The 15,708-nt window shown below is 41.2% G+C and carries 15 protein-coding genes and 2 pseudogenes; 3 read left to right on the forward strand and 14 right to left on the reverse strand.

Annotated elements, in window-relative coordinates; all coding sequences use genetic code 11:
- Positions 1 to 23: 23 nt before the first annotated feature.
- Positions 24 to 917, reverse strand: coding sequence for a LysR family transcriptional regulator (locus tag DWZ33_RS07805; protein ID WP_118454404.1), 894 nt, complete (start codon positions 915 to 917; stop codon positions 24 to 26).
- Between the two features lie 136 nt (positions 918 to 1,053).
- On the opposite strand from DWZ33_RS07805, the gene DWZ33_RS07810 reads away from it, so the two are divergent.
- On the forward strand, positions 1,054 to 2,409 hold the full coding sequence (locus tag DWZ33_RS07810; protein WP_118454440.1) for an MATE family efflux transporter: 1,356 nt from the start codon (positions 1,054 to 1,056) through the stop codon (positions 2,407 to 2,409).
- A 28-nt stretch (positions 2,410 to 2,437) separates the two neighbouring features.
- Here DWZ33_RS07810 and DWZ33_RS07815 read toward each other — a convergent pair whose 3' ends face one another.
- Together DWZ33_RS07815 and DWZ33_RS07820 are read right to left on the reverse strand one after the other, a co-directional pair.
- Positions 2,438 to 3,055, reverse strand: a complete 618-nt coding sequence (locus DWZ33_RS07815) for a manganese efflux pump (RefSeq protein ID WP_022939243.1) — start codon at positions 3,053 to 3,055, stop codon at positions 2,438 to 2,440.
- 76 nt (positions 3,056 to 3,131) lie between these two features.
- Positions 3,132 to 3,818, reverse strand: a complete 687-nt coding sequence (locus tag DWZ33_RS07820) for a hypothetical protein (RefSeq protein WP_022939244.1) — start codon at positions 3,816 to 3,818, stop codon at positions 3,132 to 3,134.
- A gap of 126 nt (positions 3,819 to 3,944) precedes the next feature.
- On the opposite strand from DWZ33_RS07820, the gene DWZ33_RS07825 reads away from it, so the two are divergent.
- Positions 3,945 to 4,982: an HNH endonuclease gene (locus tag DWZ33_RS07825; RefSeq protein WP_118454405.1), complete on the forward strand. Its 1,038-nt coding sequence runs from the start codon at positions 3,945 to 3,947 to the stop codon at positions 4,980 to 4,982.
- Positions 4,983 to 5,009: 27 nt separating this feature from the next.
- Here the strand turns inward: DWZ33_RS07825 and DWZ33_RS17965 are convergent, their stop codons facing one another.
- From DWZ33_RS17965 to DWZ33_RS07840, 4 genes and pseudogenes are all read right to left on the reverse strand, one after another.
- A complete protein-coding gene (locus DWZ33_RS17965) occupies positions 5,010 to 5,327 on the reverse strand; it encodes an FtsB family cell division protein (protein ID WP_060694836.1) in 318 nt (105 codons plus the stop codon).
- Positions 5,328 to 5,474: 147 nt separating this feature from the next.
- Positions 5,475 to 5,717, reverse strand: a pseudogene (yabQ, locus tag DWZ33_RS18520) (spore cortex biosynthesis protein YabQ); the annotation flags it as partial.
- Positions 5,717 to 6,016, reverse strand: a complete 300-nt coding sequence (yabP, locus tag DWZ33_RS07835; RefSeq protein ID WP_022939247.1) for a sporulation protein YabP — start codon at positions 6,014 to 6,016, stop codon at positions 5,717 to 5,719. The pseudogene yabQ and the gene yabP, both read right to left, overlap by 1 nt.
- A 41-nt stretch (positions 6,017 to 6,057) precedes the next feature.
- Positions 6,058 to 6,948: an AraC family transcriptional regulator gene (locus tag DWZ33_RS07840; protein ID WP_118454406.1), complete on the reverse strand. Its 891-nt coding sequence runs from the start codon at positions 6,946 to 6,948 to the stop codon at positions 6,058 to 6,060.
- Positions 6,949 to 7,059: 111 nt separating this feature from the next.
- Between DWZ33_RS07840 and DWZ33_RS07845 the strand changes: the two genes are divergently transcribed.
- The gene (locus DWZ33_RS07845) at positions 7,060 to 7,890 is read left to right on the forward strand and encodes a histidinol-phosphatase HisJ family protein (RefSeq protein ID WP_022939249.1); all 831 of its coding nucleotides are present in this window, start codon (positions 7,060 to 7,062) and stop codon (positions 7,888 to 7,890) included.
- Positions 7,891 to 8,099: 209 nt separating this feature from the next.
- Here DWZ33_RS07845 and DWZ33_RS07850 read toward each other — a convergent pair.
- The 7 genes and pseudogenes from DWZ33_RS07850 to DWZ33_RS07880 all read right to left on the reverse strand — a co-directional run.
- Positions 8,100 to 8,375: pseudogene (locus DWZ33_RS07850) on the reverse strand (GNAT family N-acetyltransferase); the annotation flags it as partial.
- Between the two features lie 118 nt (positions 8,376 to 8,493).
- Positions 8,494 to 9,813 (reverse strand): alpha-L-fucosidase, encoded by a 1,320-nt coding sequence (locus tag DWZ33_RS07855; RefSeq protein WP_118454408.1) that lies wholly within the window; start codon positions 9,811 to 9,813, stop codon positions 8,494 to 8,496.
- The gene (locus DWZ33_RS07860; protein WP_118454409.1) at positions 9,794 to 11,071 is read right to left on the reverse strand and encodes an amidohydrolase; all 1,278 of its coding nucleotides are present in this window, start codon (positions 11,069 to 11,071) and stop codon (positions 9,794 to 9,796) included. Before DWZ33_RS07860 ends, DWZ33_RS07855 begins: the two co-directional genes overlap by 20 nt.
- Positions 11,072 to 11,116: 45 nt before the next feature.
- Entirely contained in the window at positions 11,117 to 12,049 is a 933-nt protein-coding gene (locus DWZ33_RS07865) for a nucleoside hydrolase (protein WP_118454410.1), read from the reverse strand.
- A gap of 7 nt (positions 12,050 to 12,056) precedes the next feature.
- Positions 12,057 to 12,977, reverse strand: coding sequence for an ABC transporter permease (locus tag DWZ33_RS07870; RefSeq protein ID WP_022939254.1), 921 nt, complete (start codon positions 12,975 to 12,977; stop codon positions 12,057 to 12,059).
- Complete coding sequence (locus DWZ33_RS07875) at positions 12,970 to 14,085, reverse strand: ABC transporter permease (RefSeq protein WP_022939255.1); 1,116 nt, start codon at positions 14,083 to 14,085, stop codon at positions 12,970 to 12,972. Before DWZ33_RS07875 ends, DWZ33_RS07870 begins: the two co-directional genes overlap by 8 nt.
- Entirely contained in the window at positions 14,078 to 15,634 is a 1,557-nt protein-coding gene (locus DWZ33_RS07880; RefSeq protein WP_118454411.1) for an ABC transporter ATP-binding protein, read from the reverse strand. Before DWZ33_RS07880 ends, DWZ33_RS07875 begins: the two co-directional genes overlap by 8 nt.
- Positions 15,635 to 15,708: the final 74 nt, after the last annotated feature.

The raw sequence follows: 15,708 nt of genomic DNA on the forward strand, positions 1-15,708 counted from the left end.
TCTAAAATTCTGAAACACAGCTTTTATTTTACCTGTTCAACAAGCAGATCACGCATTGCTCTGGCCGCGATGCTTAAGCCATGGTGGGTATCCTGGATCAGACAAATCGTGCGGTCTAATGTTTTTTCAACTAATTGTATTTCAATGATTTCACCTTTACTTAACGCTTCCTGAGCAAATTCAGCCGGAATAAAACCTAAACCCAGACTGTTTTTAACCATTGGCAGAATTAAATCAGAGGTCGCAACTTCAATATCAGGTTCCCATTCCAAGCCATGATCCAGATAGAATTTATTATAAAGCTCATAGGTACGGGTATTCTGAGCCAAGCTGATCAGCGGATATTGCGTCAGTTCATTTAGATGCAGCTTTTTATTGGCTAATGATGTGAAAGATGATGAAGCTATCAATATTTCATGAATTGTTTTAAGTTTAATTTCTTGGAGTGAACCGCTGACTTTAGTAGGTGATGTCACCACCGCAAAATCAATTTGACCGCTTTTTAACGCATTGATGGCCTGCGGGGTCGTATAATTGAAGATTTTCAAACGCACAGCCGGATAAGCCTCATGAAATTGACGCAGGATGGGCAGCAATAAACCATGCAGCGCTGTTTCACTGGCACCGATATAGAGAATGCCGCTTTGCAGACCAGCATTTTGCGACAGCTCAGCCTCACCTCTCTGCAGCTGTTCAAAGGCGATAGCAGCATGTTTATAAAGCTGCTCCCCTTCAGCCGTTAACGTGATGCCGCGGTTATTTCTGATGATCAGCCGGCAGCCTAATTCATTTTCAAGATTATTGATCACCCGGGTTACATTGGGCTGACTGCTCATTAATGCAGCCGCTGCCTGTGTCATGCTGCGATATTTTGCGACATAGTAAAAGATACGGTAATATTCAAAATTAACAGCCATCAGCAACCTCCCGGATATAACTATTTATGATATCAGCTATATCAACTATATATTATTCATCTGATACTATATAGAGTATAATACGAAGCTGGTTAGGGTTCAATCTTTTATATAAAATAACGAAGGGATGATGGGTATGAATAACGATTTAACCGTAGGAAAGCCGTCAAGTGTCTTGTGGAAATTCTGCTTGCCGCTGTTTGGCAGTATTCTCTTTCAGCAGCTGTATAATATCGCTGACAGTTTTGTGGCGGGCAAATTCATCGGTGAACAGGCATTGGCTGCGGTCGGCAACAGCTATGAAGTAACCTTAATTTTTATAGCCTTTGCATTTGGCTGCAACATTGGCTGTTCGGTCGTTGTATCACAGCTATTCGGTGCTAAAAACTATCGTGATATGAAAACCGCGGTCACCACAACATTAATTGCCAGTGCTGTTTTATGCGGCTTATTAATGCTGGGCGGTCTGACCCTTTGTACTCTGCTGTTAGAGCTGATTCATACACCCTCAGAAATAATCGCAGCTTCAAAATTATATCTGGATATTTATATCTTAGGGCTTCCTTTTATGTTTTTCTATAATGTTTCAACCGGTATCTTCTCAGCATTGGGTGATTCACGGACACCCTTTATTTTTCTGGCGGTTTCCTCATTATCCAATATTGCCGTCGATATCCTTTTCGTCAAAGCATTCCAGATGGGGGTGGCCGGTGTCGCATGGGCAACCTTTCTCTGTCAGGGAATCAGCTGTATCCTCGCGCTTACCGTCGTATTAAAACGGCTTGCCGCAATTAAAACGGAAGGCCATACGCAGCTTTATTCATGGGAAATGTTTGGCAGAATCGCGCGGATTGCCGTTCCAAGCATCCTCCAGCAAAGCTTTATCTCTGTGGGCAACATACTCATTCAAAGTGTCATCAACAGCTTCGGAGCCAGTGTGATCGCCGGGTATTCAGCCGCAGTTAAACTGAATAACATGGTCATTACCTCATTTACTACCTTGGGCAACGGAATCTCTAATTATACAGCGCAAAACCTCGGTGCTGATAAGCCGCAGCGAATCAAGGAAGGCTTTCATGCCGGCATCAGAATGGTTTGGCTGATTTGTGTGCCGCTCGTGCTGCTGTATCTGTGTGCCGGCCGCTGGCTGATTTATATCTTTATGGATCATTCAACAGGTCTGGCGATAGATACGGGTGTTCAATTTCTAAGTATCCTATCCCCCTTCTACTTCATCGTATCCGCTAAACTGGTTGCCGACGGCATTCTGCGCGGAGCCGGTATGATGTCACAATTCATGACAGCGACATTTACCGATTTACTGCTGCGGGTAATTTTAGCCGCTGTGCTTTCACGCTTCTTTGCGGCAGCCGGCATCTGGTTCGCATGGCCGATCGGCTGGACGATTGCCACAGCCTTATCACTTTTCTTCTACCGCAAAGGCACTTGGATCATTGCCGATCAAAAAGCTCAGCTAGTCAGCGCAAATTAAAACAAGAAAGCATGCGCTGCCGGCTTGATTATAACAGTCTGGAAAAGGCCAGCAGAATCAGAAAGGCTCCGCTCAGCCATGACAGATCCCAGCGCAGACGTCCTTTCATCACCTTGCCAATCAGCAATCCCAGCTGTACAAACAATACACAGACAATAAAATTCACCAGATAAAGACTGATCGAGGGTGTGATCGATAAACCATAGGCAAAACCGCTGGCTAAGGAATCCATGGATAAGGCTGTTGCAAGCATAATCGCCTCTTTTACTGAAAGCGTATTGGAATTATCCACATCTGCCTTCTTTTCATCTTCCGCAATCTCCAGCAGCAATACGATATTCTTAAATTTCACACACATCGGCTGTCGTTTTAATCTTCCCAGCCAGCTTTTCCAAAGACTCTTAAACAAGGAACAGCAGCCTAAAAGCATCAGCAGACCCGCGCTTAACGCTAATGCCAGCTGTTCATTCAATAAGCTTTGAATCAACGCCGCGAAGCTTAAAGACAAGAATAAAAAAAGCGTACCAATAAAAGCGATAATCACTGAGGCAGAACGGTTCACCTTCATGTTATCCAATCCATAGGTGATACTTACCAGAAACGCATCAAAGCTCAAGGCCATGACGAGAAATAACCATTCAATCATAACTCACCTCAACCTAGTTTATAGCTAAGACAGCGTTGTGTGAATATAAAAGCCAGACCGAAGTCTGACTTGCTTTTTATAATTCCTGTATATTTCCTTGTTTATCAGCTAATAATACACTGAGCTTCAGCTGTTTTTTCACCACTGGAGAAATCTCGTTCCACTGTCTGCGGGTCATTGGTGAATCATTAAATGCCAGACTATAATGAATTGAAGGGTCCTGAATCTTTGTAATTAATTCGGTGACTTTACTAGGCAGTGTCTGCTTTCTTCCCCTTTTAATTCCCTGAACATTGATCACCCAGCGTTCATTCTCATGCTGAGCTAATATTTCATTTTTAATTTCTGTATAATCCCAACCATGCTCATCCAGCCATGAACGGATCAATTTACTCAAATCCTCTGTACTGCGTTTCATTTTCTGCTTTTTAGCCAATGCCTTTTCTTCCGGTGACTTGCTTGGTCTTCCGCGCTTCTTACTTGGGAATAAACGTTCCCGGCTGTCTAATTCATCTGTACGATATAGAATTACCAAATGTGAACCAAATCCTGTCTGTCCTTTTGGTCTTCTCAGAATTTCATCCCCCGTCAATGCCAGCTTATACATCGCCTGACAGCATGTCGGCATCGTCGCGTGATTTGGTGACACCTCCGCATGCAGCCCTTTGGAAGAAATTTCGATCGTTTTTAACCCCGCCTTGGCTGCATCTTGTTTTTTCTTTTCTAAAATTTCTAAGTAATCTTTAATACCTGGACCTTTCATTTCGAAATCCTCCTTCAATTGCTACTATTGTAGCGCTTTGGTTTTGTCGAAATCACGCACATAGTGTCACTGATATGAAAAAGAATATCAAAATTTGATGTATAATAGGTAAAAGAGGTGATTTTCATGAACAAGAATATCATAAAGCGTATTTTAAATCTGATTGATACGCTGGAAATTAATAAAACTTCAATTCGTTCCCTGATCTCACAACTGGAAAAAGAGTTAAAATTACAGTTTTGTGAAACCAGCCGGGACAGTATTGAAGAAGTGATTAGAATTCTTCAGGCCACCGGCAACCTTAAAACGCTGGAGGACGGCATCGATCTGTCACAGCCGGCAACTGTTTATGCGAAAAGCTATGAGAAATCTGAATGTGAAGCCGCCGCCTTGTTTGAATGCTGCATCCGTGAAATGAAATATCGTCAAGTCCTTTTATCCTATCTGGATCTTACTTTTCATCCGATTGATCTGATGGCTGATCTTGGCTGTGAGGATCTTGTCTATTTGATGCAGAACAGTATCTTATTTATTGAAGTAGACGAAGCCCTGTGCCGTTTTAATCCTAACCTGAAACAATATATTGAATGGGTTCTTGAAGATTATGAAAATAAACGGCCGATTATTTCAAGCTGTGTCCGTGCTTTATACACGCGTGACATTTACCGCGCTAAGAAAAAGCTGGAAATGCGCAACACTGATTATAAAATGATTGCTTATGACAGCTGTGATGTGATTTTGGATATCCTGCCTGCGATGGGGATTCCTGTTGATCGTGATGAATCGAAAGAGCTGCAGACTTTTTTCAAGGACTGCCTGTTCAATGAGTTTAACCATTGCTGCGCGATCTGCGGTATCCATCTGCCGCAGATGCTGATTGCCAGTCATATTAAGCCATTCCGTGACTGTGCCCATGTTTATGAAGCGATGGATAACAACAACGGCTTGCTGCTGTGCCGCAATCATGATTATTTGTTTGATCAGGGATATATCAGCTTTGAAGAAAACGGTCAGCTGATCATCTGTTCAGAATTATTAAATGATCCGCATTTTAAAGCGTATGGCATTAACACAGCCATTCGGTTAAAGGAACGCTACTGCACTCAGAGCCGGGTTGAATTTTTCAAATATCACAAGAAAAACTACTTTAGAAAGCAAAAATAAAAAGACCTCACAGGGTCTTTCTTTAATTTACTTTCCGTCTGATGGTTCAAGTGAAAATACCTGTTCACCATCTTGTGAAACCAGCAGTTTTCCACGCGCATAACGCTTCACATAGTCAGGATTCTGCAGCTTCTCTTTTTCTTCTTCAAGATCAGCACGCTCAGCCTCTATTTCACTCGCCACAACCTGTGCTTCCGCAAGGTTTTGCTGTAACTCTCTAGTTGTCATGACTTCATTGAAGACATTGTAAATAAAGATACATGAAAAGGCAATAAGAACAACGTTCTTTGCGTGAGACAGTAATTTGCTACGCTTCTTGTTGCCGGATGCTTTCGCATTATCCATTTCTTGTCCTCCCTTTTTTAAGCCTACCCTACTTGTTATTATAGCATACATTTTCTTTTTGACAAGCCTGACAGAGTGAACAATTGGTTTAAAAAGTGATATAAATCTAATATAAAAGGGCAAAAATAGTAAATAAATCCATTTATAGAAGCAGTAGAAGCCAATCGCAAAGAGCGCTATACAGTAAATCTGGGTTTCACCGCCATTAATTTGATAGAGACAATAATAAAAAACACACGTTGCAGACAAGGTTAACAGTGTCGTCCAAAAACAGCGGGCAAGCCTTGAGAAACGAGCGCTGATCAATGAATATAGGCTGAAAATCATGGCAAACATAACACCGCCGAGAAAATGCGCAATCAATGACTGCAGCTGCTGCGGCAAAAGCATTATTTAAAAAGCCTGCTGATCAGTGATTCCTTGCCGTTTCCTTTCTTATTGGTGATGTATTCAATTGAATCAATAACACCCTTTATGATTACATCGCCATGATCAGTATCCATCTTGGCAAGGGTTAAATCTTTACCATGCACAACCATCCAGCCCTGTGATGTATCCATTAAAAATTCATTCGCGTCAAAGCTGTCAATTAATTTTACACCTGAAAGTTCTAATACTTTTCTGTCTTTAAGCGACAGGTTATGGTAAGGATTGGTTTCAAAGTGGAAGCCATTTGCTGTATCATTCATAGATATCCCTCCTGCTATATCCTATGAAATTATTCACTTTCTTATGTGTTTAATTTTGTCTGATTGATTTGCTGCTTGCGAAAATCAGAAGGACTTTGTTTGTAATATTTACGAAATGTCTCTGCATAATAGCTGGCACTGCCAAAGCCTGTAATTAAAGCAATTTCACTCACCGTAAAATCAGTATCCCGCAGATAGTCAAGACTCTTATTCAATCGATATTGGTTTAGGTAAGCAATCGGTGTCTGTGTGAAAAACTTTTTAAATAACTGACAGCATTTACTCTCTCCAACTGAACCCGCCGCTGCTATTTCTTTTAAAGTTATCGTTTCCGCATAATTTTTCTGAATATAACCAACCATGTTGCGGATGATAGTCAGATTGCCTGACTGTTTCTTCAGCACTGTTTCAACAGGCAGATTATCGCAAAGATAAAACCAAATGGCAGAAAAAGCAGCCTGACAATACAAAGGGGATGCATTTTTATGTCTGTTTTCATAGACAGCATAAATCTGTTTGAGGATTTCAGACTGCCAGTCAGTATGCTTATTCAATTTGACATAAGGCAGTGCGTCATTATTAATTAAGGGTGAAACAAATTCCTGCTCATATGCTAATGTTGTACATAGCAGCAGCGGATGAAATAAAATACAGATATAGTCACAGTCCTTTTGCTCATTTGAAAAGCCATAATGTACCTGTCTTGAATTGACAAATATTCCTTCCCCCTCATGCAGACGGATTATATTGCCATTCACATTGTAATCCATGAAGCCGCTTATTATATAGATAAGTTCAATATCATCATGCCAGTGACTCGGCGCTGTATAGTTCAGACACTGAGAAAGCATTGCCCTGCGGATATAGATTGGATAATTCAGTGAATCATAGTGTACCTTTTCTGATCGATCATCCTTTAGTTCAATTGTCATATACTTCACCTCACAGGATTGTTATTAAATTTGATATAAAAACGATATGATACTATTGAATTGCACAGTATAATTATAGCAATAAAGTAAAACATTACAAGGAGGCAGGCTATGTTTGCAGATTATCATGTACATACGGATTTCAGTGATGATTCCCGTTATCCATTAGAGGATGTAATTAAAGACGCCATCGCGATGAAAATGGATGAGATTTGTATCACTGATCATGTTGATTATGGTATTAAGGTTGACTGGGACAGCGGCAAAGAAATTGTCTACCGGCACAACGATCCGCTGGCAAATGTTGATTATCCTAAATATATGCGGGCAATTAAAGATATGCAGGCAAAATATGGGGATAAAATAACGATTAAAACCGGTCTTGAATTTGGTATTCAAATGCACACGATTGATCAATTTGAACAGCTTTTTCAACGCTATCCATTTGATTTTATCTTATTATCGGTTCATCAGGTAGAGGATAAAGAATTCTGGACACAGGATTTTCAGCGCGGCAGAAGTCAGCAGCAATATAATGAACGTTATTATGAGGAGATGCTTCACCTTGTGGAAAACTATCAGAACTATTGTGTACTGGCTCATATGGATCTGATTACCAGATATGATGAGGCAGGTATTTATCCCTTTGAGAAAATTAAGCCATTGATTGAGAAAATTCTGAGTATTGTTATCCAGAATGGCAAGGGTATTGAATTTAATACCTCCTATGGCCGTTATGGTTTAAAAGATACAACGCCTTCTATTGATATTTTAAAGCTGTATCATGAGCTGGGCGGTAAGATTATCACGATTGGCAGTGACAGCCATAAGCCTGAGCATTTAGGTGCCGGCTTTGATGAAGCAAAACGAATATTAAAAAATCTTGGTTTTGAAACCTTCTGCACTTATCAAAATATGCAGCCAATTTTTCATCAATTATAGCAAAAAAGCAATCAGGAAAACCACTGATTGCTTTTTCTAATGGTTTGATTAAGCTGGTTATTCAAATTTAAGCTGACATTCAACACCTTCATAGGATACGCGTCCTTCATTTGCTTCAAAAACAATCTCTTTGACAAAGCTGAAACCCAATTTTGTCAAGACTTTCTCTGAGGCTTTGTTTGCCTTTCCATATCTTGCGACAATAACCTTTAGTTCAAGAGTATCGCAAAGTCAAGAATTGCCTTCATTGTTTCTGTGGCATATCCATAGCCCCAATATTGGCGGTTAAAGTTATAACTGACCTCAAACAAATTATATTCCTCTTCATAATAAATAAGTCCCATGCCAATTAATTCACCGCTTTCCGCTAAAATCACGGCCCAGCGATACCAATAATCAGAGGGTAACTGATTTATTTCAAAAGGTATCCATTTTTTAGTTTTCTCAAGATCGTTATGACTGCACCAAAACATATATTTAGCGACCTTTGGATCACTCTTTCAGCCAGTAAATACATTCTCTGTATCATCTTCACAAAAAGGTCTTAACAAAAGTCTCTTTGTTCTCAGAATAGGTGTTTCCATAGTTACTCAATGTCGGTTTTTACCTTTTAAATTTAATCACTAACGCGCTCAGATCTTCAATTGCATCCTCGATATCAATGACCAGTGTATCGTCCATCTGCAAGCTCGCATGAATGGGTGTGATCAGTTCAGCGTGACTGCCCTGCGGCAGTAATTCCAGATGTCTGCTTGTCAGCTTCGTGCATAACGCATAAACGGCTTCATCAGTACATGTATAATAAATCTCACCGCCGTCAATTGGTTCATGCTGCAGCTTGTAAGGCCGTGTTTTATAGATCGCTTCCCCGTGTATTTTAAGCCAAGCGCCTAATTCTTTTAAACGCTGTGCCTGCAGCGGACAGATGCTGCCATCTTTTTTAGGCCCAATATTGATCAGCAGATTGCCGTTATAAGCAACAGTATCAATCAAGAGTTCAATCAGTTCTCTGGATGAAATTAATTCATCCTCGCCCTCAAGCTCATTGTAGCCAAAGGAATGCCCGATTCCGCGCGTCATTTCCCATTTTTCACTCAGTGAACGTTCCCCCATCTTATATTCCTTTGTCGTATAATCGTGATAGCCCTCACCCCAGCGGTCATCAATGACACCCTCAGCGACGGTGTTATAGTAATGAGCCAGCAGTTCAGGAAGCCGCTGCATCCCGGCATAGGGCCATAGAATATCATTCCAGATCAGACTTGGTTTATATTCATCAATCAGTTCCTTTACCTGATTAAAGGCATAATCAGCATATTCCTGAGTATCATTATCCGGATGATCAACCTGATACTGACTCATCATTGGCTGCTTCGAATACTGCCAGTCAATGATTCCTGAGTAATAGACACCTAAGCGTAAATCATTGGCTTTCAGTTCTTGATTTAGTTCCTTAAGGATATCACGTTTAGGGCCTGTCTTCACTGAATTAAAATCCGTATACTGACTGTCCCACAAACAATAACCCTCATGATGCTTCGTCGTCAGTACCACATAACCGGCACCTGCTTCTTTGAATAAATCAGCCCATGCCTTAGGATTGAAATGCTCACAGGTCAAGCCTTCTGTAAACTGGTTGTAATCAAAATCCTTGCCATAGGTCTTTACATGATGCTCATAAGTAGGGCCATAACCAATTCTCAATGAATTGAGATACCATTCCGCATAGGGATTATAAGCATACCATCGCTCATCAAGCTCAACCTCACCCAACTGCTTGCCAAGCGGCGCGTAGGCTGGTACTGAATAGAGTCCAAAATGAATAAAAATGCCCAGCTTGCAGTCATTGTACCATTCAGGCACCTGATGACTCATCACCGATTCCTTGGTAGGCTTAAATTGTTCAGTCTGTAATACCGACATATTGTTTATATTCCTCCATCGTCATTTCCGGTTTGAAATTCTTCTTAATGTTATCAACTAAAGAAGGATCTTGAAGCAGATCAAGCACACTCATTGCCACAATCTTTGCCGGCTCAATGTAAACTTCCTGTTCGCTGATGACTTCTAAATCCTTGCCATGCATCGTTCCCTTAAAGCCGGTGTAGCCGAATTGAATGGTTGGGATGAAGCAGCCAAGGTCACCGATATCACCCGCCGCGACACTCTTTTCATCAGTTAAAATCTGATCCTCGGTAGTGAATTCAAGCATATTTTTATAAATAATCATGCTTAAATCATGATTCTGATGGAATGGCAGATAGCCCGGCATATCATGTACTTCACATTCGCCATTTAAAGCCTGCGCGCAGTGTTTGGCGGTATGCGTCAGCTGATCGCTGATTGACTGCAGCTTCAAAGTATTGAAGGAGCGCACATATCCCTCATAAACAACATGTGATGGAATGGAGTTAACGGTATCTCCTCCCTTAGTTATCATGCCGTGAACGCGGTTTTTGTCTTCATCCACAAAGGTTTCACGAAGCATGCCGACAGCACTTTGGAATAATGCGAAAGCATTTAACGCATTCACACCCTGATCCGGGCAGACAGCGGCATGTGAAGCCTTGCCGATGAAATTATATTCCTTATACAGGAAGCCGGCCAATGTGGAATCAACAGAAAATTTATAACCGCGATACTCGCCCATGCCATGCATATGAATACATAAATCAATATCATCAAAACAGCCGGCAAGCAGCATGTTGGTCTTGCCTGATAAGGTTTTTATTTTACCGGCTTTCTGCAGTTCTTTGCGGTAAGCCAAATCACAGAATTCTTCTGCAGGGGTAAAAAACAGCGTAATCGTACCGCCGTTCTTCACCGCATCCAGTTTCTTTAAAGCAGTAATCGCGCTCAGCATGATACCTACCTGTGTTGAATGACCGCAGCTGTGAGCCGCGTGATCAACAGGATCAGCACAGCGGTGTCCCTGAGTAGGAATCGCATCTAATTCACATATCAGACCGATATGCGGTTTGCCGGAACCAATGGTAATTTCAAACCCTGTCTCAAAATATTCTTTGCTGATGGTGAAGCCTTCTTTTTTCAAATAGTCTTGAATCAACGCTTTAGTCTTATGCTCCTTAAAGCCTAATTCCGGTGTTTCAAACAATCTTTTGCTTAATTCAAGAATTTCATTTGACTGACTGTCAATCAACTCGATACATTGTTTTTTCATAAAGCTCCTTTCAAAATAAGTAAACCCGGAATGATCCGGGTTTGTTTAATAATTTTTATCTAAGTATTTAATATCTTCTAAAAAATACTCAATGAACTTATCCCGATCACCATGCATTAATACTAATGTATTGCATTTATCCGGATCGGTTTCCTGTTCATTTACGACACTCATGCCGCGTGTATAGCTGCCATGCGTCACGATATGCACAGGACACATCTTCGCCTGAAACAGTTCTGGATGCAGCAGATGCATCACTGGTACTAAATCAAAAATCGGCGATGTTGTGTAATTTCTTTTGCGGCCCCATTCAGAGAAGAACTGAAGCAGGTCATGAACCAGATCACTGACATAGCCCTGACCCTTTAAAGCATCGATCTCACTGTGCTTAATCGCTACCTCATTACAGATTTCAATAGCGCTCAGCACCAGCGGTACGCCAGCTTCAAATACGATTTTAGCTGCATGCGGATCGGCATACAGATTAAATTCAGCTCGTTCAATAATATTCCCCGAATACAGGCTGCCGCCCATAATCGTGATACATTCAATTTTTTCTTTCAGATGCGGATAAGTCTTAAGCAGCATCGCTACATTCGTCAGCGGTGCTAAAGCGATGATCGTAACCTGATCTTCACATTCCTCAAGACTTTGGCGCATGAATTCAAGCGCGTGCTCCTGAATCGGCATAACCGTTGGCTCAGGCAGTACAGGACCGTCTAAACCACTTTGACCATGAGCGCTTTGCGGCTCTGGCTTCAGCAGGATCGGCTCCTGATAACCCCTTGCCACTTTACCGTCAATACCCAAATAAGTAAGTACGGAACATAGATTTTTAGTAACCTGATCCGTTAAGTTATTGCCGCATACCGTCGTATAACCGAGAATTTCAATTTCTTGCGGATGTGCGAGGCATGACAGAATAGCCATGATATCATCGTGTCCGGGATCACAGTCAATAATTACTTTACGTGTCATGAATTACCTACTTTTTAGCTTTCTGGTATTCACGGACAGACAGCATAACCAGACCAATCAATACGCAGACATAAGGAATGATATTTACCAGCTCGGCTGGCAGATTTGTCAGAATCAGCTGGTTTACTACACCCTGAGCAATCGCGAAGACAATAGTTGTAAGCACAACAATCAGGAAGTTGCCTTGACCAACCGCCTCAGCAGCGATACCGATCCAGCCTCTGGATGCCGTCATGTTGCTTGAGAACATGGACAGATAACCCATAGACAGATAAGCACCAGCCATTGCCGCCAGAATACCTGAAAGGATAATCGCGATTAAACGCACTTTCTGAACCTTAACACCTACTGATTCAGCGGTATGCTCATCAAGGCCGCAGGCCTTCATACGCAGACCAAATGGTGTCTTATAAACAAGAATCCAAATCAAAATCGCAAGTGCGATGCAGACATAAGTTAAGAAATAATGTCCTGATATAATCTCACCGAGGATCGGTATATCCTTAATCACTGGTATGTCAATCGTTGGCAGTACCTTTGAAGGCAATGCAGCCGTTGTGCCCTTGGAACCCGTCCATACTAACAGCAGCCATACGCTGAAGTCAGCCGCAAACAAGTTCAGGGCAATACCAATCATGATTGGATTCGCCTTCATCTTCATTGTAAAGAAGGCCATTACCAAAGCCATGATAATACCGATACCAATAGCGCCTAATAAACCAAGCCATGCACTCGCTGTCATTGCACTGAAATACACGCCGAACAAGGCAGCCATGATCATAATACCTTCAACCGCGATATTTGGAATACCGGAAATTGAAGCAACATAGGCACTCATTGACGCAAACATCAAAGGCACACCTACACGGATAACAACGAAAATAAACGCTGGAGTAAAGAAGGTTGAAACAATATCAATATTATTCATCTTTCATTTCCTCCTTTTCATTTTTAAGCAGCTGTTTTTCACGCCACTTCTTCAGGAAGTACTGTGAAGAAATCAGCAGACATAGAATAACCTCAACAATGGATACCAGCTTAACATCGATAACCGGACTTGAGTTAGCTAATAATTGCGCGCTGGCACGCAGATAACTGATACCAAAAGCCGCAATCAATACACCGATCGGATGGTTCTTTCCAAGCATTGCCATCAACGCACCGGTAAAGCCTAAGCCTGGCAATTGTGTCCAGCTGAAGCGTTTATAAGTACCCAGCAACTCAATGGCTGAACCAGCACCGCCTAAGAAACCGGCAATCAGATGCACAGCCATGAATAACGCGAATGAACTCATTCCTGAATACTTTGCGAAACGATCATTTAAACCAGTCATACGAATCGTATAGCCTAGTTTTGTCTTAAATAACAGAATATAAATTGCTGCCACAGCAATCAGCATTAAAATCAAACCGCTGTGCACCTGCGTTCCATCCATGATAATCGCTAATTTGGCAGAACTTGCAAATGGTGCTGATGCATTGCCTGAAACACCTTCAACAGCCAGATAAGTTTTAATCAGATAGAAACCGATACCAAACAGAATACTGTTCATCATCAATGAAATAACCATTTCATTCGCATTATATTTAGCTTTCAGATAACCTGGCAGCAAGGCAATAATCGCTCCCACGATACCAGAGGCAAGAATACAAATCCCTGAATCGATGAAACCATTTCCTGTCAAAGGAATCGAACCAACCGCAAAATAGGTACATACAACACCGCAGATATAGAAGATACCTTCTGTACTCAGGTTAAACAAACCCGTTCTGAAATACAGCAAGGTAGCCAAACCGGCAAACGTCAGCGGTACCATCTTAATCAATACATAACCGAAATAGAATTTACCCTGCAGCGGATAAGTAAGCAGCTGAATAAAATCATCAACCGGTGTCTTTGATACAAAACACAAAACAATAAAAGTTACAAATAAAGCGATAACAATAGAAAGCAGCATACGGATAATTTCAAAAGGCAGATCATCCGTCCACTTAATTTTCTTTTTCGCTACACCATTCTTCAGTGGATTACTCATATACAGCCCCCCTGATCTCTTCTTCACTCTGGTGCTCAACACCAAGCATATAAAGACCTAGCTGACTTTCCGTAATGCCTTTCAGACTATCAAAGTAAGCTACGATCTCACCTTCATACATGACCAGCAAGCGATCGCTCAGCGCCATAACTTCATTTAAGTCAGCACTGACTAAAAGCAACGCAGAACCATTGTTACGCATATCAATCAGCTGATGATGAATATAGTTGGCACTGCCGATATCAATACCGCGTGTCGGCTGTTCAGCTACCATCAAATGCGGATTAGTATTCCACTCACGGGCTACTACAACTTTCTGAATATTACCACCGGATAATGAATCGATTTTATCATTCTCAGACTTCGTCTTAACGGAGAACTTCTCAATCAGGCGCTTAGCCTCATTATGGATATTCTTGGTTTTTAAAAAGACTTTACCACTTAAATCACTACGTTCGTAATATGTAGAAATCATATTATCAGCAATACTAGCTTCAGCCGCGATACCATCACGCATACGATCCTCAGGAATATAAGAAAGACCGCTTTCACGTTTCTGATAAATACTCATGCCGCCGACATCAACACCATCAATCTTAATTACACCCTCCTGCTTATTGCGCAGACCGGTAATAATTTGAATCAATTCCTCTTGTCCATTACCCTGAACACCAGCAATACCGAGGATTTCTCCCTGCTTGATTGAGAAATTAATATCCTGCAGCTTCTTAACACCTTTTTCAGCATAATTCAGATTGGCAACATCAAGAATTACCTTAGCGTCCTCAACCGGCTTTTTAAACTCATCATATGAATTTTCAAGCTTTCTGCCGATAATCAGTTCTGTCAGCTGATCAATTGTAACATCCTTCGCGTCATGCGTTCCCTTAGTTTCACCGTTACGGATAACCGTAATACGGTCTGAAATCTGTTTAACTTCATTCAGCTTATGAGAAATAAAGACGATCGTATGACCTGTTTCTTTAAAATATTTCAGCTGTTCAAACAATGCCTCAGTCTCCTGCGGTGTTAATACAGCCGTCGGTTCATCAAGAATAATCAGCTCCGCATTGCGGTACAGCGTTTTCAAGATTTCAACCTTTTGTTTGGCACTAACCGTCAGCGAGCTGACCTTCTGTGTAACATCAACATCAAAATTATATTTCTTAGCCAGTTCCTGCGTCTGTGCAATTGCTGACTTCATGTCAATAAACACACCTTTTTTAGGTTCACTGCCCAATACGATATTCTGCGCAACCGTGAAGGAAGGAATCAGCATAAAATGCTGATGAACCATACCGATACCATTCTTAATCGCTTCCATTGAATCGTTAAAATGCACTTCATTCCCTTTGTAGTAAATTTTACCGTTCGTCTGCTTTTCAATGGCAAATATAATCTTCATCAATGTTGATTTACCGGCGCCATTCTCACCAACAATGGAATGAATTTCACCTTTTCTGAATTCAATATTGATATCCCTATTCGCAACAACACCATTCGAATAGATCTTCGTAATATTCTCTAATTTTAAGATTGTCTCATTCATCTGTTCACCTTCTTTTTATACAAAGAATGCTCTAACTTCATTATTAGAGCATTCTTGCATTCAGTTTGAATAAT

It is taken from the genome of Dielma fastidiosa (assembly GCF_003475485.1).
In the GTDB taxonomy this organism is placed as follows: domain Bacteria; phylum Bacillota_I; class Bacilli_A; order Erysipelotrichales; family Erysipelotrichaceae; genus Dielma; species Dielma fastidiosa.